16 protein-coding genes are annotated in these 18,718 nt (G+C 71.1%); 10 read left to right on the plus strand and 6 right to left on the minus strand.

Features of this window, described 5'->3' with window-relative positions; all coding sequences use genetic code 11:
• Positions 1 to 65 precede the first annotated feature (65 nt).
• Positions 66 to 467 (plus strand): hypothetical protein, encoded by a 402-nt coding sequence (locus BLT28_RS36870; RefSeq protein WP_030428550.1) that lies wholly within the window; start codon positions 66 to 68, stop codon positions 465 to 467.
• A 315-nt stretch (positions 468 to 782) separates the two neighbouring features.
• Positions 783 to 1,007: a hypothetical protein gene (locus BLT28_RS36875; protein ID WP_052407098.1), complete on the plus strand. Its 225-nt coding sequence runs from the start codon at positions 783 to 785 to the stop codon at positions 1,005 to 1,007.
• A gap of 54 nt (positions 1,008 to 1,061) precedes the next feature.
• Here the strand turns inward: BLT28_RS36875 and BLT28_RS36880 are convergent, their stop codons facing one another.
• From BLT28_RS36880 to BLT28_RS36895, 4 genes are read right to left on the minus strand one after another with little or no spacing between them, the layout of a single operon-like run.
• Positions 1,062 to 2,255, minus strand: a complete 1,194-nt coding sequence (locus BLT28_RS36880) for an RtcB family protein (RefSeq protein ID WP_030428548.1) — start codon at positions 2,253 to 2,255, stop codon at positions 1,062 to 1,064.
• A gap of 41 nt (positions 2,256 to 2,296) precedes the next feature.
• Positions 2,297 to 3,796: an aldehyde dehydrogenase (NADP(+)) gene (locus BLT28_RS36885; RefSeq protein ID WP_030428547.1), complete on the minus strand. Its 1,500-nt coding sequence runs from the start codon at positions 3,794 to 3,796 to the stop codon at positions 2,297 to 2,299.
• Positions 3,793 to 4,608 (minus strand): NAD-dependent epimerase/dehydratase family protein, encoded by an 816-nt coding sequence (locus BLT28_RS36890; protein ID WP_030428546.1) that lies wholly within the window; start codon positions 4,606 to 4,608, stop codon positions 3,793 to 3,795. Before BLT28_RS36890 ends, BLT28_RS36885 begins: the two co-directional genes overlap by 4 nt.
• A gap of 15 nt (positions 4,609 to 4,623) precedes the next feature.
• Positions 4,624 to 5,421, minus strand: a complete 798-nt coding sequence (locus tag BLT28_RS36895) for an IclR family transcriptional regulator (protein WP_030428545.1) — start codon at positions 5,419 to 5,421, stop codon at positions 4,624 to 4,626.
• Between the two features lie 164 nt (positions 5,422 to 5,585).
• Here BLT28_RS36895 and BLT28_RS36900 point away from each other — a divergent pair, with 164 nt between their 5' ends.
• From BLT28_RS36900 to BLT28_RS36935, 8 genes are all read left to right on the plus strand, one after another.
• Positions 5,586 to 6,905, plus strand: a complete 1,320-nt coding sequence (locus BLT28_RS36900; protein ID WP_030428544.1) for an ABC transporter substrate-binding protein — start codon at positions 5,586 to 5,588, stop codon at positions 6,903 to 6,905.
• On the plus strand, positions 6,902 to 7,858 hold the full coding sequence (locus BLT28_RS36905; RefSeq protein WP_081900160.1) for a carbohydrate ABC transporter permease: 957 nt from the start codon (positions 6,902 to 6,904) through the stop codon (positions 7,856 to 7,858). Before BLT28_RS36900 ends, BLT28_RS36905 begins: the two co-directional genes overlap by 4 nt.
• Complete coding sequence (locus tag BLT28_RS36910; protein WP_030428542.1) at positions 7,855 to 8,712, plus strand: carbohydrate ABC transporter permease; 858 nt, start codon at positions 7,855 to 7,857, stop codon at positions 8,710 to 8,712. Before BLT28_RS36905 ends, BLT28_RS36910 begins: the two co-directional genes overlap by 4 nt.
• On the plus strand, positions 8,709 to 9,629 hold the full coding sequence (locus BLT28_RS36915; protein ID WP_231950542.1) for a 5-dehydro-4-deoxyglucarate dehydratase: 921 nt from the start codon (positions 8,709 to 8,711) through the stop codon (positions 9,627 to 9,629). Before BLT28_RS36910 ends, BLT28_RS36915 begins: the two co-directional genes overlap by 4 nt.
• Positions 9,626 to 10,885, plus strand: a complete 1,260-nt coding sequence (locus tag BLT28_RS36920; protein WP_030428540.1) for a glucarate dehydratase family protein — start codon at positions 9,626 to 9,628, stop codon at positions 10,883 to 10,885. Before BLT28_RS36915 ends, BLT28_RS36920 begins: the two co-directional genes overlap by 4 nt.
• Positions 10,882 to 12,021 carry a hypothetical protein gene (locus tag BLT28_RS36925; protein WP_231950543.1) on the plus strand — a complete coding sequence of 380 codons (1,140 nt, stop codon included), beginning with the start codon at positions 10,882 to 10,884 and terminating at the stop codon, positions 12,019 to 12,021. The genes BLT28_RS36920 and BLT28_RS36925 overlap by 4 nt, the downstream gene beginning before the upstream one ends.
• 153 nt (positions 12,022 to 12,174) lie before the next feature.
• On the plus strand, positions 12,175 to 12,501 hold the full coding sequence (locus BLT28_RS36930; protein ID WP_030428538.1) for a PadR family transcriptional regulator: 327 nt from the start codon (positions 12,175 to 12,177) through the stop codon (positions 12,499 to 12,501).
• Entirely contained in the window at positions 12,498 to 13,508 is a 1,011-nt protein-coding gene (locus BLT28_RS36935; RefSeq protein WP_030428537.1) for a hypothetical protein, read from the plus strand. Before BLT28_RS36930 ends, BLT28_RS36935 begins: the two co-directional genes overlap by 4 nt.
• On the opposite strand, the gene BLT28_RS36940 is transcribed toward BLT28_RS36935, so the two are convergent.
• Both BLT28_RS36940 and eccCb read right to left on the minus strand, forming a co-directional pair.
• The gene (locus BLT28_RS36940; protein WP_162184817.1) at positions 13,509 to 15,881 is read right to left on the minus strand and encodes an FtsK/SpoIIIE domain-containing protein; all 2,373 of its coding nucleotides are present in this window, start codon (positions 15,879 to 15,881) and stop codon (positions 13,509 to 13,511) included.
• 83 nt (positions 15,882 to 15,964) lie between these two features.
• The gene (gene eccCb / locus BLT28_RS36945) at positions 15,965 to 18,634 is read right to left on the minus strand and encodes a type VII secretion protein EccCb (protein WP_030428535.1); all 2,670 of its coding nucleotides are present in this window, start codon (positions 18,632 to 18,634) and stop codon (positions 15,965 to 15,967) included.
• Positions 18,635 to 18,718 lie beyond the last annotated feature (84 nt).

Genomic DNA, 18,718 nt, shown 5'->3' on the forward strand with positions numbered 1-18,718 from the left:
TGGCAGTGCTTTCCGGCCTAACTTCGTCCTCGTCGACAACGACATCGGCCCAGGAGGACGGATACATGAGCACGATCGTCAACACTCGCAAGGACGCTTTCCTTCGCACCGTCATGAAGGTGGACGCGGTGGGCACGGGGGCGAACGGGGCCGCTTATCTCGCCGCCTCGGGCCTGATCGGGTCGCTGCTCGGCGTGCCCGCCGGTGTGCTGGCCCCGGTCGGCGCATTCCTGCTCGCTTTCGCGATCGGCGTGTGGTTCATCGGAACCCGGGCCGGGATCAATCCGAAAGCCGTGTGGGGCGTCGCGCTGGTGAACATGGTGTGGGCGGTGGACAGCCTGGTGGTCGCCTTCAGCGACTGGTTCCCGCTGACCGGCTGGGGCCTTTTCTACATCGTCTTCCAGGCCGTGGTCGTCGGTGCGCTGGGGGTGCTGCAGGTGATCGGACTGCGCAGGATCACCCGCTAAGGTGATCAACTCACGAAGGCGGTGCCCCGGTCGGGGTACCGCCTCTCGTCGGGTCCGGCCGGTGATCAGGTGATTGCCGGTCTGTGCCCGCGTCACCGTGCCCACCACCCGGTCGGGTGCGCTATGTGCTTGGGGTACCGCTTTTCGGCCCAGCCAGGTCGACCACCAACCGGGTGACGCCGGTCGGCCGCCCGGCCTGGCATCCGTGACAAGGGAGTGACACCATGAACGACGGTCCCAGGATGCGAACGTGCCCGGCCTGCCTGGGCGCGGGTGTCATCCCCGAGGATGACTATGCGACATGTGGGAGATGCGGTGGACTTGGCGAGATCCCCGGGTGAACTCCACGGCGCGGACTGCCGTCTGTGCGACGGAACCGGAGACATCGTCTGGACCCAGCCGGTCCCGGTCTCGGGCAGCTACGAACTCCGCGAGATGCGCCATCCCTGCATCAACGGCTGCTCCGGTTGGTGGCACCCGCGCAGCGCCGAACAGGACCGCGTGGTCGAGTCCATCAACGCCCCGGCGCTCGAAGCCTGAACGAACACCGCGGGCGCCCCGATCCGATCGGGGCGCCCGAGGCGCGTGCGGGGCTCAGCCCTTGACGCAGACCACCTGACGCAGCTTCGCGACCACTTCGACCAGGTCCTTCTGGTTCGCGATCACCTCGTTGATGTTCTTGTAGGCGCCCGGGATCTCGTCGACGACACCGGAGTCCTTGCGGCACTCCACGCCCTGCGTCTGCTCGGCCAGGTCCTCCGCGGTGAAGCGCTTGCGCGCCGCGTTCCGCGACATCCGCCTGCCCGCCCCGTGCGAGGCCGAGCAGAACGACTCCGGGTTGCCCAGCCCGCGCACGATGTAGGACCCCGTCCCCATCGAGCCCGGGATGATGCCCATGTCGCCGTGTCCGGCCCGGATCGCGCCCTTGCGGGTCACCAGGACCTCCTCGCCGAAATGGGTCTCCTCGGCGACGTAGTTGTGGTGGCAGCTGATCGCCTCGTCGAACTTCACCCGCGGGAACTGCTTGCGCACCACGTCGTAGACGAGCCGCATCATCACGGCCCGGTTCCGGCGCGCGTACTCCTGCGCCCAGTACAGGTCGTGCCGGTATGCCTGCATCTGCGGGGTGTGCGCGAGGAAGACCGCGAGGTCCGGGTCGGGCAGGGCCTGGTTGTGCTGCAGGCCGCGAGCGACCTCCATGTGGTGCTGGGCCAGGATGTTGCCGATACCGCGCGAGCCGGAGTGCAGCATCAGCCAGACCGCGTCCTGCTCGTCGAGGCAGACCTCGATGAAGTGGTTGCCGCCGCCGAGGCTGCCCATCTGCATCAGCGCCCGCTCCGACTGACCCCGCACCGCGGGCGTGAGGTCCTCGAAGCGCGCCCAGAAGCGGTCCCACCCCGCCTTGTCGCTGTCGGCGTCACCGGCGCGGAACGCGACGTCGCCGCGGTGCATGCCGAAGCCGACCGGGACCGCCTTCTCGATGCCGGCGCGCAGCCGTCGCAGGTCGTCCGGCAGGTCGGCCGCGCGCAGCGATGTGCGGACCGCGGACATGCCGCAGCCGATGTCCACACCGACCGCCGCGGGCGAGACAGCGTCTCGCATCGCGATGACCGAACCCACCGTTGCGCCCTTGCCGTAGTGCACGTCCGGCATCACCGCGACGTGCTTCACCACCCAGGGCAGAGCCGCGATGTTGTGCAGCTGGCGCATGGCGATGGGTTCGACATCCTCCGCACGGGTCCAAAGGCGGATGTCCGCCTGCTGACCGGGAATCGTCGTAATCGCCATGCGCCACAACGTACTTGGCCCGTTGCCGCGCTGCACGGCATTTAGGGGACTACGAGCACCCCGTCCTCGCGGCGCGGGATGTTGAGCGGGTTGGCGTTCTGCAGCTCCGGCGGCAGCAGGGCATCGGGCCACGACTGGTAGGTCACCGGGGCCAGCCAACGGCGGACGCCCGTAGCGCCCACCGACGTGTGCAGCGGTGACGTGGTCGCGGGCCAGGGACCGCCGTGGTGCATCGCCCAGCTCACCGCGACACCGGTCGGCCAGCCGTTGAACACCAGACGCCCGGCGAAGCGACGGATCTCGTCGAGCACCGCGGCGGCCAGCGCGTGGTCGTCCGGGTCAGCGTGCACCGTGGCGGTCAGGCTGCCTTCCAGACCCCGCAACACCTCGGGAAGCTGCGCGGGATCGTCATAGGTCACAACGATTCCCGCCGGGCCGAAGCACTCCTCGGTGAGCTTCTCCTTGTCGGCGACGAAGTCCTCGAGCGACACCTGGTACAGCCGCGGCGCGACACCCCAGCCCTCCTCGGGGCCCGAGCCGGTGGCGACGAGGCGCACCGACGAATGCGCGATGAGGCTGTCCACAGTGGACTGGTACGAGTCGCGCATCCGCTCGGTCAGCATCGCGCCACCCCCCGCGCCGCCGACCGCCTCCGCCAGAGCGTCCACAATGGACGAGGGAGCGAACAGCAGGCCGGGGTTGGTGCAGAACTGCCCGACGCCCATGGTCAGCGACTGCGCGAAACCCGTTGCCAGCTCCGCGGAGCGGTTGGCCGCCGCCGAGGGGAGCACGACGACCGGGTTCACGCTGCCCAGCTCGCCGTAGAACGGGATCGGCTCCGGGCGCCCCTGAGCGAGGTCGAACAGCGCGCGCCCGCCGGCGGTGGAACCCGTGAAACCCACCGCCTTCACCAGCGGGTGCTGCACGAGGACACGACCGGCCTCGGTGCCGTAGACGATGCCGAAAACGCCTTCCGGCAGAACGGAAGCCACCACGCGCGCGGTCTCCCGCGACGTCTGGGGGTGCGCGGAATGTGCTTTGACCACAACGGGACAGCCCGCCGCCAGCGCGGAGGCGGTGTCACCGCCCGCCACGGAGAAGGCGAACGGGAAGTTGCTCGCCGAGAACACCGCGACGACACCGAGCGGCTGCAGGATGCGACGCAGGTCCGGGCGCGGCGGGATGATGTCGGGGTCCGGCGAGTCGATCGTGGCCTCGCGGTAGCTGCCCTCGGCGAGCACGCCGGCGAACAACCGCAGCTGGTTGGTCGTGCGCTTCAGCTCGGTGGTCAGCCGGGGAACGCCGAGCGCGGTCTCGCTGTCGGCGGTGGCGATCAGCACCTCCGACTCGGCGTCGAGCGCGTCGGCCAACCGCTCCAGCACCGCGCCGCGCTCGGCGGAGGCCAGCCCGGACCACGCCGGGAACGCGCGTGCCGCCGCGCCGACGATCTCGCCGACACCACTGTCCGAAGTGGTCGGAACGGGATCGCCGAAAGCCTTGCCAGTGCGGGGTTCGTAGCCCTGGACGCCCTGCGAGCTCACCGGCCCGCCTCCTTCCGCGCTGTGTCCATGTCCGGCCCGCACCACGCGCCACCGACGAAGCGGTGCGGGTCCTCGTCCAACCGGGGTTCCCCGTGCTCGGCGATCAACTCGGCCGCGAAGACCTCGGAGTCGTCCTGCGGCAGGTACCCGATCGCCTTCGCCTCGGCCAGGCTGAACCAGCCACGCGTGTTGTCCGAGACGCCCCACACCACTCGGTAGCCCGGGTTCGGTGTGGACAGGCACGCCTCGAACAGCCGCGCGCCGTCGTCGGGGGACATCCACGTGGACAGCATCCGGGTGTCGCGCGGCTTCTCGAAGCACGAGCCGATGCGCACGCTGATCACGTCCATGCCGTAGCGGTCGGCGTAGTGCGAACCGATCGCCTCGCCCGCCACCTTGCCGACGCCGTAGTTGGTGTCCGGTCGCGGGAACGCGTAGTCGCCGACCTCCCCCGCGGAGCGGGGCACGAAGCCGACGGCGTGGTTGGAGCTCGCGAAGATCACCCGCCGCACACCCTGCCTGCGCGCCGCCTCGAAGACGGTGTAGGTGCCGTTGATGTTGACGTCGAGGATGTCCTTCCACGACGCCTCAAGGCTGTGCCCGCCCAGGTGCAGGACCGCGTCGACGCCTTCGCACGCGCGCTCCATCGCGTCCATGTCGGTCACGGAGGCGCGCACGACCTCCTCGGAGTCACCGGCGGACAACTCGGCGATGTCCAGCAGGCGCAGCACCCGGCCTGGCTTGGCCAGCCGGGGGCGCATCAGGGTACCGACGCCACCGGCGGCTCCGGTGAGCAGAATCCGTTCTGTCACAGGGAAAAGACCTTCCTAGAGACTGGTGAGACCGGGCTGGCGGAGCAGTTCGCTGAGCGTGCGCGCCGCGCCGAGCAGCGCGGCGATGACCTGGCGCTCGTGCTCGTCGTCGAGGCGGGCGACGGGCACCGAGCAGCTGAGGGCGTCGGTGACCGGGCTGCGGTAGGGCAGTGCCACGGCGAAGCAGCACAGGCCGGGGGTGTTCTCCTCGCGTTCGAAGGCGTAACCCAGCGAGCGGAACTCGGCCAGCTGTGCCCGCAGCGCGTCCGGGTTGGTCACGGTGTTCGCGGTGAGCGGCGTCATCTCTTCCGGCAGCAAGGAATCCAGCTCCTCCGGAGGGCGAGTGGACAGCACGGCCTTGCCGAGCGCCGTGCTGAACGCGGGCAGCCTGCGGCCGACGCGGGAGACCACGCGCAGGTGGTGCTCGGACTCGCGACTGGCCAGGTAGACCACGTTCGGTCCGTCCAGCCGGGCGAGGTGGACCGTCTCGTTGATCTCCAGCCGGATCTGCTCCATCAGCCGGATCGCCGTGCGCACAACGGGATCGTGGTCCAGGTAGGACGTTCCGACGAGCAGCGCGCGCACACCGATGCCGTAGGTGCCGCGATCCGGGTCGACCTCGATCCAGCCGCGCGCGACCAGGGTCTGCAACAGCATGTACAGGCTGGACTTGGGATAGCTCAGCTCGCGGTGCAGCTCGGTCAGCGTCATCCTGCGGTCGAAGGAGGCCAGTACCTCCAGCAGTTCGACCGTGCGGTCGGCCGACTTCACCGCGGCGGGGCGGCTTGAGTTTCCTGAGACCGCTTCAGTCATGACTTCGCCTCCGCTGAGGTAATTGCGTCGGCGGTCACGACCGCCTCCTCGATTCCCGGCGCGCCGACCTCTTGACAGCGCGTGGAGCCGATTCTTACAGTCCCCCTTGTTCGTTCACAAGTACGACTCGCGTTCAGAAATGTGAACTTCCAGAGGAGGGGCTGATGTCCGGAGTCCGGCGTAGCGCGGCCGTGCTGGCGGCGGCATCGCTCCTCGTCGCGGGGTGCGGGACGAGTGCGCCGCAGGGCGATCCCAACGCCCCGCTGGAGGTCTGGACGCGCAGTCTCGAAGACACCGCGAAGGTCTACGAGAAGATCTTCTCGGACTTCACGGCCAAGACCGGCATCAAGATCGACTACAAGCCGGTCTACAACGACTTCGACAAGCGCATGCAGGAGCGGGCCGCCTCGCGGGACCTGCCGGACCTGGTGATCACCGACGTCAGCGCGCTCGGCGTCTACCAGTCCCAGGGCATGGTCACCGAGATCGACCGGGCCGGGTTCGCGGGCGGTGCGGACCTGGTCGAGCGCGCCTGGAACAACGCGAAGGGCGCGGACGGCAAGTTCTACGGCGTCCCGGTCTCCACGCAGGCCCAAGCCACCTTCATCCGCAAGGACTGGCGCGAGAAGCTGGGCAAGCCGGTACCGACCACGTGGGCCGAACTCGTCGATCTGGCGAAGGCGTTCACCACGGGCGATCCGGACGGCAACGGGCAGAGCGACACCTACGGCATGCTCGTGCCGGGCTCCACCGATCGCGGCTACCTCGCGTGGTGGGCCTCCTCCTACCTCTGGCAGGCGGGCGGCGACATCCTCGCCGAGGAAGGCGGGAAGTACCGCGTCGCGGTGGACTCGCCCGGAACCGTTGCCGCGGTGGAATGGCTGCGTGGGATGTTCTGCGACACCGTCGCGGGAGGGCATTCAGTGGTCCAGCCCGGCGCGCTCACCACGATCACCAACGACGCGCACACGTTCTTCGAACAGGGCAAGGCCGGGATCTACCTGACCGGGCCCTACATGATGGGCCGTTTCGACAAGGCTCCCGGCAAGGACAAGTACGAGGTCATCGCCTCGCCCAAGGGCCCCCACGGTTCCACGGTGCTCGGCGAGGGCGAGAACATGTACCTGATGGCCGGTTCCGCGCGGCCCGCCGACCAGAAGAAGCTCGCCGAGTTCATGGTCTCGCCGGATGCGCAGAAGGCCGGTATGCAAGGAGTCCCGCGTCCGGTCGTGCGTCTTCCGGTCAACTCCAAGGTGGACGTGAACGCGGTCTACAACGACCCGAGGTGGAGCACGGTCGCCAAGGTCTACGCCGAGAGCGCCCGCCCGTTCCCCAACGTGCCGAACTTCCAGCCGTTCCGCCAGCAGACCGCGGAGACGCTGAACGCGCTCTTCGCCCGCTGCGGCACGGACATCCGCGCCGAGCTGGGCAAGCTCGCCGCGAACCTGAACAAGGAGCTGAAATCCCAGGGGATGGCCAAGTGACCACCCTGGCCACCAAGGACGTGGACCCGGCGGCTAGTGGCGGCGGTGCCGTCGGGCTCCACCCCGTGAGGCGGCGGCACCGTCGCCGCCTCACGGGATCCCTTGTCCCGTGGCTGTTCCTGGCCCCGGCTCTGTTGATCTTCCTGCTGTTCAAGTACGTCCCGATGGCCGAGGGCATCCGGCTGAGCCTGTTCAACGTCCGCCCGTTCCTCGGTGACGTGTGGGTGGGGATGGACAACTACGTCACGGTGCTCACCGACGAGCGCTTCCAGTCCGCGCTGGGCCGCACGCTGGTCCTGGCGTTCGGGCAGACCGTGGGCTCGATGGTCCTCGGCTTCGCCTTGGCGCTGCTGCTCGAAGGCACCGCGCGCTCCTTGTGGTTCGTGCGCTCTGCGGTCTTCCTGCCCGTGGTGGCCGCGACCGCGGTGGTCGGTGAGATCTGGCGGCTGCTGTACTTCCCGGCCGACGAGGGCTTCCTGAACTCGGTCCTCGGCTGGTTCGGCATCGGCGCGCAACCGTTCCTGGACAGCCCGGACACCGCGCTCTGGTCGGTGATGGGCGTCGGCATCTGGAAGGGCGCCCCCTACGACATGGTGATCATCCTGGCCGGGCTGGCCGGGATCGACCGCCAGCTCTACGAGTCCTCCGCGATCGACGGCGCCACGACGCTGCAGCGGCTGCGCCACGTCACGCTTCCCGCGCTGCGCCCGGTGATCACGATCCTGCTCACCCTGGCGGCGATCCGCGGCCTGCGCGTGTTCACCGAGGTCTACGTGCTCACCGGCGGCGGCCCGGCGGGTTCGACGGACGTGTGGATGACCCGGGTGTTCTCCCTCGGCTTCGAGCGTAACGAACTCGGGGTCGCCTCGGCCGGTTCGGTGGTGCTGTTCCTGGTGACCCTGTTGCTGACCCTGCTCGTGCAGTACTACCGGCGGCGCAAGGAGGCCATGTGACCTCCGGAGTCGCCCGGCGCTGCGACACGGCCCTCGGCTGGGGGCCGAGCCGTGTGGGCATGGTGGGCAGGGCGGCCATGTGCTGCGCCGCGCTGCTGGTCTTCTGCGGTCCGCTGATCACCGTGTTCTCCGGCGCGTTCGACCACAGCCCGGACCCGACGAAGCTCTCGCTGCTGCCGAACAACCCCTCGACGATCAACTTCGAGGTCGCGGGGGAGCGCGGGATCTGGGGCTACCTGGTCAACTCGCTGGTGATCGCGGGCGGTGGGCTGCTGCTGCAGGTGTCGGTGAGCGTGTTCGCCGCGTACGCCCTGGCGCGCAAGAAGTTCCGCGCGCAGGCGCTGGTGATGCTCGCCGTGCTCACCACGATGATGCTCCCCGAGGAGGTCATCGCCATCCCGCTGTCGCTGACGATCGGCCAGCTCGGCCTCAAGGGGACGTTGCTCGGCGTGGTCCTCCCCCTGGGCGCCTGGGGGTTCTCCATCTTCGTGATGACCGAGTTCATGCGGGAGATCCCGGTCGAGCTGGAGGAAGCGGCCAAAGTGGACGGTGCGAGCGAGCTGCGCATCTTCGCGCAGATCATCCTCCCGCTGTGCCGCCCGGCCCTCGGCGTCGTCGCGGTGTTCGGCTTCACCATGATCTGGGACCAGTACCTGCTCCCGCTGATCGTGGCCACCGAGCCCGCCGACTACACCCTCACCGTCGCCCTCGCCTCGCTGCGCTCCGACGACCAGGTCGGTCCGGGAGTCGTGCTCGCGGGCGCGTTGCTCGCCCTGGTGCCCAGCCTGCTGGTGTACCTGTCCCTTCAGAAATCCTTCCTTCGCGGCATCACCTCCGGTGCGGTGAAGGGATGACTCGCGTGAGGTCTCACATGCAGCTGGATGGAGTGCTGTTCTTCCCGGTGACGCCGTTCACCGGGACCGGCGAGCTGGCCGAGGGGGTGCTGGCCGAGCACGTGAAGCACGGGGTGGACGCGGGACCCGGCGGCGTCTTCGCGGCCTGCGGCACCGGCGAGTTCCACGCGTTGGAGCCCGAGGAGTACGAGCGCGTCGTCCGCGTCGCGGTCGAGGCCACTGCGGGCAAGGCCCCGGTCTTCGCGGGCGCGGGCGGCCCGCTGCCGCTGGCGCGCCGGTACGCCGCGATCGCCCAGCGCGCGGGCGCCGACGGCGTGTTGCTGCTGCCGCCCTACCTCGTGGGCTCCCCGCCGGACGGGCTGGTCGACTACGTGGAGCAGGTCGCGTCCGCCTCGGACCTCCCGCTGATCGTCTACCAGCGCAACAACGCGGTGTTCACGCCGGAGAGCGCGGTGCGGGCGGCGAACCTGCCCACCGTGGTCGGTTTCAAGGACGGGCTCGGCGACCTGGACCAGATGCAGCGCATCGTGCTCGCGGTCCGCGGCGCCGTGCACAAGCCGTTCCAGTTCTTCAACGGGCTGCCCACCGCCGAGATGACGGTGCCCGCCTACCGGGGCATCGGTGTGGAGCTGTACTCCTCCGCGGTCTTCTGCTTCGCCCCCCAGATCTCATTGGCGTTCTACGACGCGGTCACCACCGGCAACACCTCGCAGGTCAACACGTTCCTCAGCGAGTTCTTCCGTCCGCTGGTCGAGCTGCGCGACTCCGTGCCCGGCTACGCGGTCTCGCTGGTGAAGGCCGGAGTCCGGTTGCGCGGCCTCGAAGTCGGTTCGGTGCGCGCGCCGCTGGTGGACCCGTCACCGGAGCACGTGCGCGAGCTGGACCGGATCATCGCCAAGGGCCTGGAGCTGCTGTGAAGATCCGCGAGGTCGTCATCACGCCGATCGCCTTCGCGGATCCGCCACTGCTGAACTCGGCAGGCGTGCACGAACCGTGGGCGCTGCGCAGCATCATCGAGGTGGTCACCGAGGACGGCGTCTCCGGGCTCGGCGAGAGCTACGGCGACCAGGGCCACCTCGACCTGCTGAACGCGGTGGCGCCGCGGCTCGCCGGGCTCGACGTCTTCGCGACGAACGCCCTGCGCGCCAGGGTTTGCGACGTGCTCGGCGGAACCAGCAACCCGGACAAGCACGGCCTCACCGGCCAGATCACCGCCGAGGGCACCGTCGATCGCGTGTTCTCGCCGTTCGAGGTGGCCTGCCTGGACGTCCAGGGCAAGATCCTCGGACGGCCGGTGAGCGACCTGCTCGGCGGCGCCGTGCGGTCTGAAGTTCCCTACAGCGCGTACCTCTTCTACAAGTGGGCAGGGCATCCCGGGGCGCCGGACGACGAGTGGGGCGAGGCGGTCACGCCGGACGGCATCGTCGCGCAGGCGCGGAAGATGATCGGCGAGTACGGCTTCGGGTCGATCAAGCTCAAAGGCGGTGTCTTCCCGCCGGAGCAGGAGATCGAGGCGATTCGCGCGCTGCGCGAGGCTTTCCCGGACCACCCGCTGCGCATCGACCCGAACGCCGCGTGGTCCACGGAGACGTCCGTGCGCGTCGCGGGGGAGCTGGCCGGCGTTCTGGAGTACTTCGAGGACCCGACGCCGAGCATCCCCGGCATGGCCGAGGTCGCGGCGAAGGTGGACATCCCGTTGGCCACCAACATGTGCGTCGTCGCCTTCGAGCACCTGGCGGAGTCGGTGGCGCTGGACGCGGTGCAGGTCATCCTGTCCGACCACCACTACTGGGGCGGGCTGAACCGCTCGCGGGAGCTGGCCGCGATCTGCCGCACCTTCGGCATCGGCCTGTCCATGCACTCCAACTCCCACCTCGGCATCAGCCTGGCCGCGATGACCCACCTCGCCGCGGCCACGCCGAACCTGGGCTACGCCTGCGACACGCACTACCCGTGGAACGCGGCCGACGACGTCGTGGTCCCCGGCGTGTTGTCCTTTGTGGACGGAGCGGTGCCGGTGCCGACGACACCCGGGCTCGGGGTCGAGCTGGACCGTGACAAGCTGGCGCGGCTGCACGAGAACTACCTGAACTGCGGCATCCGGCAGCGCGATGACACCGGGTACATGCAGCGCTTCGAGCCGAGCTATGAGAGGAAGCGACCGCGTTGGTGACCAAGATTCCCTACGCCTACACCTGGGATGTCGTGGGCGATCCGGCGGCCGCGGAACGCATCGCGAGCCTCGGTGTGGACGCGGTGGCCCTCGCGGCGTCCTACCACACGACCCGCGCCGCGACCCCGTTCCACCCGGGCCACCGCATGGTCAACGCTGAGCACGCGGCCTGCTACGTGCCCGTTCGCTCCTCGGAGTGGCAGGGGCGGCTCGTCCCGCCCGCGCCGAGCTGGGCGCCGGGCGATTCCTTCGGCGAGGCAAGGGAATCCCTGCGTTCGTCGGGGCTTCCCGTGCACGCGTGGACCGTGTTGACGCACTCGACCCTCCTGGGTTCGGCGAACCCCGACCTCGTGGTGCGCAACGCCTTCGGCGATCTGTACCCCTACGCCCTGTGCCCGTCCAATGAGGACGTTGTCGAGTACTGCTCGACCCTGGTTCGCGAGGTCGTCACGCTCGGTCAGCCGGAGGGCGTCATCCTCGAAGCCTGTGGTCCGCTGGGCTTCTTCCACGGCGGCCACCACGAGAAGACCGACGGCGCCGACTGGGGCAAGGTGCACCAGCAGCTGCTGTCCCTGTGCTTCTGCTCGGGTTGTCTCGCGCGCTACGCCAAGGCCGACCTGGACGCTGAGCAGCTGCGCGCGCTGGTCAAGTCCACTGTGGATGGTCCGGCGCCGTCCTCCGTCGAGGAAGCCCTCGGTGACATCGCCGAGCGGCTCCGGGATGTGCGCACGGGTATCGCGGCCGAGCTGAGGTCGTTGCTGGTCAAGGAGATCCGTTCGCTGGCCCCCGAAGCGGCGATCTCCGTGCACGGCAACGCCGACCCGTGGGCCGCAGGCCCGTTCGCCACGGTCGCCCCCGTGATCAACGAGGACATCGACACCGTGGTGGTGACCTGCTGGCCCGGGCCGGAGGCGAGCATCCCGGGCATCGAGGCCGCGCGTGCGCTGGCGGGCCCCGATCGCGGGCTGGCCGCCTACGTCCTGGCCCTCCCGCCCCGCCCGGCCGACGCCGGAGCCCTCCGCGCGGAGTTCGACCGGTACCTGGCGGCCGGAGTGGACGAGCTGCACGTCTACCACGCGGGCCTGGCCTCCCCGGCCCGCTTCGCCGCGATCCGCGAGGCGCTCAGCTCCCTCTGAGCGCCAGGTTGGGGAGTCTCCAAGACCTGCCGACCCGGCCCCGACCGAAGGCCCCGCCGCCGAGCCCCCGAACTCGGCAGCGGGGCCTTCTCCATGGTCGGCGTTGGTATATATCGTAGGACGATATATAGTGATGGCGTGGCATCGGAGGCGATGAACGAACAGACATTCCTGGTGTTGACCGTGCTGGCGGAGGAAACGCTGCACGGCTACGCGATCGTGCGCGCGGTAAGCGAGCTGACCGAGGACCGCGTGCGGTTGCGGGTGGGAACGCTGTACGGCGTCCTGGACCGGCTGGTCGCGTCGGGCCTGGTCGAACACGACCGGGACGAGGTGCACCAGGGCAGGCTGCGGCGGTACTACCGCCTGACCAACGAGGGCGCGCGAGCGTTGCACGCCGAGATCTCGCGGCTGGAGAGCAACGCGAGGGCCGCCGCGTCCCGGCTGCGGGCGTGGGGCTTCGAGGGAGGGCCGGCATGACCCTGGTGGAACGGCGTTATCGCAGGATGCTGCGGGTCCTGCCGCGGTGGTACCGGGCCGAGCGCGAGGAGGAGATGGTCTCGGCGTTCCTCGAGGACGTCAACCGGGACCCCGACGCGGACCTGCGGCACGATTTCGGCTGGCCGGGATGGGGCGAGTTCGGCAGCCTGATCGCGCTGTCCGCCCGCACCCGGTGGCCGGGCCGGACGGGCAGCCCTCGCGCACTGGTCAAGGGCCAGGTCGTCCGCCTGATCGGACTGATCGGGCTGCTGCTCGCGTCGGCGTCCGCGCTGAACCAGTGGCTCTCCTGGATCGTCCCGAAGCTCAACGCGATCAACTACTACGGAGCCGACGGCCGCTTCGGTCACTACCACGGTCCCGCACCGCTGTTCTGGAACTGGCGCCTGGTGCTCAACGTGTTCCTCGACGGCGCCTCTCTGCTGGCGTTCCTGGCCCTGCTCTTCGGTGCCTGGCGGGTGGCGAAGACCGGCGCGGTTGCGGCACTGCTGGCGCTGGTCGCGCTCATGGCGTACAGCATGGCGGGCCCGCACCCGTTCTCCCTGCCCGAGCTGCTGTTCTACGTGATCTGCGCGCTGTACCCGTTGTGCGTGCTCGTCGGGTTCCACTCCGACGTGGCGCCGTTCAAACCGAAGTGGTGGCTCGTGGCGCTGGTGGGCATCACCGCGCTCTGGATGGGCCTCGGCTGGGCGACATGGGTTCTGCTGGACGTGTCCGTGCTGATCGGGGCGGCGGCGTACCTGGTCGCGCACTACCGGAGGGTGTGGCGGGGCCCCGCGGCCGGACTGCTCGCGGTCGCGGTCATCTGCGCGCTGGAGGCGCTCAACAAGCTCATCTGGACCTCCGCCTACCTGCTCCGCGACCCCTCCACGCTGGCAGTGGTCGCGATCGAGGTCGCCGGACTGGTCGCGATGGCCGTGTGGCTGCGGGCCCAGGCGGCGAAGGTGCTGCCGCCCGAGACCCGGAGCCCGCTCACCGTGGCGGGCTGATCAGCCCTCGCGCGGCGCGTACATCGCGCACAGCCGGTCCAGCAGCGGATCGTCGGCCAGGTCCTCCGGCACCCGCGGCGTGCACGAGAGCAGCAGGTGGAAGCCCAGGTCGTCGGCGATCGGCAGCAGTGGGCTCAGCCAGGACAGGCCGATCGGGCCCGCGCTGACGCCGTCGTAGTCGTCGACGACGAGGTACAGGTCCGGCCCGTTCCACCAGTTGCGCTCGCGCACCGCCGCGGCGGGCACCTCCACCGGGGGCAACCTGTTGCGCAGCAAGGCGTGCAGGTCGCGGAGCATGTCCGCGCCCGTCTCCGGGTCGTCGGCGTAGCCCACCAGGTGGTCGCCCAGCTCCTCCGCCGCGTCCCGCAGTTCGCTGCGGTAGTCGAACAACAGCACCTTGCTCTGCGTGGCCGGGTGCCGTTGCGTGACCTCGCGCATCAGCGCGCGCAGCAGCCCGGTGCGCTCCGGTCCCGCCTCGCCGAACACCGCGAAGTGCGGGTTGGCCTCCGGGTCCCACGTCACCGTGCTCCGCGGCTGAGGTGCTTGCGGCACAACGGGTTGGAGCTCCGGTTCCGGCTCGAGCACGGGCTCGGGCGGCAGCTCGGCGACGGGCTCCTGCGGCACGGCGGCGGGCTGCGGGGAGACCGCGCTGAACCGCGCCAGGGTCGCCGCGAGCGTCGGCAGGTCGGGGCAGCCCTGGATGCGCGGCCGGGCCACCTGGATGTCGTGGCCACCGGCCTCGACGCCCCGGCCCGCCTCGTGCAGTTCCAGCGTCGTGCCCAGCTTGGACCGCATCTGCCGGTCGATCGCCTGCCAGCTGTCCGTCGCCAGCGCCAGGTGCACGCCGTAGAGCGGCCCGGAGTCGACCAGGTGCTCCACCAGCGGCACCAGGTCGGGGAAGCGCTCGCGCAGCTGCGGCCAGCCGTCGATGAGCAGGAACACGTCCGACGGCCAGTCGTCCAGCGGTTCGCCGTGCAGCCTGCGCTGCCGGAGCACCTCGATCGACTCGATGCCCAGCGAGGAGAACAGCGCCTCCCGCGAGCGGACCACCTGCCCGGCCCGGTACACCAGCTCGGCGATCTGCTCGGGCTCGTCGGCGCCTGCGCTGCCCAGGACGTTGCCCAGCTCCCGCAGCGTGCTCAGCGGCCGGTCCCCGGGGTCGAGGTCCACCAGCAGGCAGCCGACCTGGTCGGCCGGGTGCCGCAGCGCCAGCGAGGCCAGCAGCGTGCACAGCGCCGTCGAGGTGCCCGACCCCGGCTGGCCGTAGGCGGCCAGGTGCCCGTGCGGTCCGGCGAAGTCGAACAGCAGCGAGTAGTGCGCGAGCGCCCCCGGGTCGTCGAGCACGCCGATCGGCGTCGACAGCCGCTCCTGCGGGGAGAAGTGCGTGTGCTTGGCCAGCAACCGCCCGTCGTCGGTGATCACCAGCGGGTACAGCACGGTGTCCAGGTCGTGCGGGGCCGGAGCGGGCAGCCACGCGGTCGGCGGCGGCGGACTCCACCCGGCCAGCGTCCTGACCAGCCGGGAGGCCGAGGTGCCGCTGGTCACCGCCTGGAACTCGGTGATCCCGGTCATCCCGGTGCGCAGGAAACCGGAGCCGGGGTTGCGCACCGGCAGCCGCGCAGCGTCCGGGGTGCCCAGCGCGATCCGCGAGGTCTCCTCGTCGTTGGTGCGCAAGGCGATCCGCCACGCCAGGTGGCTGTAGAGGCCGCGGAACTGCTCGCTGTCGATCTCGTTGGTCGTCAGCACCAGGTGCAGCCCGCCGCGCGGACCGGCCTTGGCCGCCCAGAGCAGGGTCTCCCGCAGCGCCGGGTCCGCGGCGAGCACGTCGTAGCCCGCGACGGCGCACACGATCGCGGGCAGCTGCGGCAGGTTGTCCCCGGCCTGGATCGCCTCCTGGTACTCCAGGAACCTCGGGTGCCCGCCGTCCATCTGGAGCTGGTGCCTGCGGTCCACCTCGCCCTGCAGCTGCTCGGTCATCCGGCGCCGCTGGCGCGGGCAGTGCGCCAGGTCCAGCGCCGTGCCGAGCACGTGCGGCAGTCCGGCCACCTCCTCCAGCTCCGGCGCGTCCCGGTGCCCGAGCAGCACGAAGTTCACCGCCTCCGGCGGGTGGGTCAGCGCCAGCCCGAGCAGCACGTCGCGCAGCAGCTCGTCGCGGCCGCTGCCGTCGGCGCCGACGATCAGGCCGTGCGGGCCGAAGCCCCCGGCCTCCACCTGCTTCAGGTCGAGCACCACCGGCGCCCCGGCCGGGTCCAGCCCGATCGGCGCGCGCAGCCTGCGGTCGTAGGGGCGCGGCGGCCACGCGGGCTGCGGGTGCAGCGCCTCGATCCCCGGCACGCCGAGCAGGCGCAGCAGGTCCGGGGCCGGCTCGGCCATCGGCGCCGCGGATCCGCTTGCGGGATCGCGCATTGTCCTCGCCGGCTCGCTCGCGGGATCCCGCATCGGAACGGTCTCGGGGTTCATCGCAGTGCGTCCTCCTCCGCGAGCGGTGCCTGCCAGACCCCGTCGGTGTGACACGCGGTCTGCACCAGCGTCGAGTTGCCGTCCGGTCCGATGAGCACCGCGCGGCCCGGCGGCAGCGGGCTCGGCGCGACCGGCCCGAACAGCGGTCCCTCCTGCGGGTCGCCGGACAGCAGCACCCCGGTCGCCCCCGCCGCGCGCACGGCGGTGAGGATCGGCCCGGAGTGCGCCTTGGCCGCCCCGGCGGTCGACCGCGCGAGCACCACGTGCAGCCCGATCCGCCCGCCCGCGGGCAGCAGCGGCAACAGGGGCAGCAGCGGGTCGTGCGTGGGGCCGCTGAGGTGGTCGTAGTCGTCGACGATCAGGAAGATCTCCGGTCCGGCCCAGCCCTGCCCGGTGCCCTCGGCGGCCGCGGCGTCGGCGGCGGCCAGCCGGGCGCTCATCGCGGTGCACAGGTCCTCGACGATCGGCTGCAGCGACTCCGGGTTGGGCGCGAAGCCCGCCAGGTGGTTGCCCAGCCGTGTCGGCAGGTCAGCCAGCCCGCCGCGGTGGTCGGTCAGCACGATCCGCGCGGCCCCGGGATCGCAGTTCTCCGCGATGCCCAGCATGAGCAGGCGCAGCAGGTTGGTCCGCCCGCTGCCCGGCTCGCCGTAGATCAGCATGTGCGCGGTGCCGAACGGGTCCAGCGACACCGGGGCCAGCGCCTCGTCCACCCCGATCGGGAAGGCCGCGCCCGGCGCGGGCGGCAGCTGCTCCGGCCGCACCAGCGTCGGCATCGGCTCCAGCCTCGGCACGCTCATCCCGGTGCCGAACTGGGCGATCAGCTCGCACACCTCGGCGGGCGTCGCCGTCCTCGGCAGCACCGGCGCGGCCAGCTGGAAGTGCCGCGGTACGCCGGGGGCCCCGTCCGGCCTGGGGTCGATCAGGATGCCCCGGCCCGGCACGTCCAGCGGGACCTGCTCGGCCAGCCGCGCCTCCACCAGGGAGCTCTGCGGCTCGTCCAGGCGCAGCTCCAGGCGGGTCGGCACCAGCTCGACCAGCTGCGGCGGCAGCGCGGCCCAGCAGTCGGCGGTGAACACCAGGTGCACGCCGACCAGCGGCCCGCGCGCGGCGATCTCCAGCAGCGCCGCCTCGGCCCCCGGGTGCTCGTGCAGCAGCCGCGGGAGGCCGTCGATCACCAGGAAGACCTCGCGGGGGAGCGGGCCCTGGTCGCCCGAAGACCCGCTTGCGGGGTCGAGCATCTGCGCCGAGGACTCCAGCAGCTGCCGGAACCCGGTCGGCGAGCTCACACCGTTCGCCCGGCACAGCTCGGTGCGGGTGCGGGCGATCCTGGTCAGCTCGCCGAGCACCCGGCGGACCAGGCCGGGATCGCCCGGCCCGGACACCGTCGCGGTGTGCGGCAGTCCGTCCAGCTCGGCCAGCCCGGCCCGGTCACCGCCGCCGAAGTCCAGGCAGTAGAACCCGGCCTCGCGCGGGGTGTGGGTGACCGCGAGCGTGGTCAGCAGGGTCAGCAGCGCCGTGGTGCCGCCCGAGCCCGGCCGGCCGCACACTGCGACGTGCCCGCCGCCGCGCCCCAGGTCCAGCTCCAGCCGGGGCAGCTCCCCGTCCGGTCCGCTGACGTGGTGGTCCAGCCTGCCCAGCGGCACGCTCATCCGGCCCGGCTGCCACTGGTCGGTGGACAGGCCGCGCTCCGGGTCGATCGACAGCCAGCCCAGCACCTCGGCCAGCGGCATCGGCCGCAGCGGCGGCGGCCACAGCGCCCTCGGCCGGGGCGGGGCCCAGCCGGCCACCCGGTCCGCCACCGGCTGCACGAGCCCGGCCTGGTCCGGGGCCTGGAACAGCACGGAAGGACCGACCGGGCCGGTCAGGAAGCCCGCGCCGGGCGGCAGCCCGTAGGCGTCCTCGGTGCCCAGCAGCATCCGGGACTCCGCGGGGGAACCGGCGCCGAGCACGATCCGGCAGGACAGGCTGCGCTCCAAGCCGCCGAGCGCGCCGGGGTCCAGCCGCTCGCCGGAGACCAGCAGGTGCATGCCGAGCGCCTCGCCCTGCTCGGCCAGCCGCAGCAGCGCGTCGCGCACCTCCAGCGACTGGCCGACCAGCGCGTCGTAGTGGTCGACGGCGATCACCATCGGCCGCATCGGCTGCTGCTGGGCTGCCTTGCGGGCCTGGTTGTACTCCTCCATGCTGCGCGCGCCCAGCGCCCCCATCCAGCCCAGCCGCTCGTCGGCCAGCCAGTGCAGGAACCGCGCCAGCCTGGCGAACAGGCTCGGGTCGATGTCGAAGCGCGCGGGGTGCGGCGGGTACTGGCCGACGACGCCGAGCACCTGCGGCAGCCGTTCCAGCCCGCGGAACGAGCCGCCGAGGTGGTCGACCAGCAGCAGCTCCAGCTGCGCGGGGTGGTGGTGCACGGCCAGGCCGAGCACCAGCGAGCGCAGCAGCTCCGTCTTGCCCGAGCCCGCCGCGCCGACCAGCAGCGCGTGCGGCCCGTTGCCGCCGTGGTGGCTGGGGTTGAGGTCCAGGGTCACGGGGGCGCCGGTGCCGTCGAAGCCGATCGGCACCCGCAGCGTCCGCTCGGGCGGGCGGACCGCCCAGCACCGCTCCGGGTCGAGCTGGTCCACGCTGACCACACCGTGCTGGCGCGGGAGGTCGGCCTCTGCTGCGCCGGTCATCACTGTCCTCCGGGGGAAGGGCGCCTGCGCTGCCGGGCATTATCCACAGTGACCACACGGCCACCCACCCGGATCAGCTTTCCT

Origin of the sequence: Allokutzneria albata (assembly GCF_900103775.1) — a bacterium.
GTDB lineage: Bacteria > Actinomycetota > Actinomycetes > Mycobacteriales > Pseudonocardiaceae > Allokutzneria > Allokutzneria albata.

Bases quoted from the DNA above. Each gene is read 5' to 3' on its own strand.
- BLT28_RS36870 (WP_030428550.1), top strand. From the start codon at position 66: ATGAGCACGATCGTCAACACTCGCAAGGACGCTTTCCTTCGCACCGTC.
- BLT28_RS36880 (WP_030428548.1), bottom strand. From the start codon at position 2,255: ATGGCGATTACGACGATTCCCGGTCAGCAGGCGGACATCCGCCTTTGG.
- BLT28_RS36895 (WP_030428545.1), bottom strand. From the start codon at position 5,421: ATGACTGAAGCGGTCTCAGGAAACTCAAGCCGCCCCGCCGCGGTGAAG.
- BLT28_RS36900 (WP_030428544.1), top strand. From the start codon at position 5,586: ATGTCCGGAGTCCGGCGTAGCGCGGCCGTGCTGGCGGCGGCATCGCTC.
- BLT28_RS36915 (WP_231950542.1), top strand. From the start codon at position 8,709: ATGACTCGCGTGAGGTCTCACATGCAGCTGGATGGAGTGCTGTTCTTC.
- BLT28_RS36930 (WP_030428538.1), top strand. From the start codon at position 12,175: ATGAACGAACAGACATTCCTGGTGTTGACCGTGCTGGCGGAGGAAACG.
- BLT28_RS36935 (WP_030428537.1), top strand. From the start codon at position 12,498: ATGACCCTGGTGGAACGGCGTTATCGCAGGATGCTGCGGGTCCTGCCG.
- BLT28_RS36940 (WP_162184817.1), bottom strand. From the start codon at position 15,881: ATGGCCGAGCCGGCCCCGGACCTGCTGCGCCTGCTCGGCGTGCCGGGG.
- eccCb (WP_030428535.1), bottom strand. From the start codon at position 18,634: ATGACCGGCGCAGCAGAGGCCGACCTCCCGCGCCAGCACGGTGTGGTC.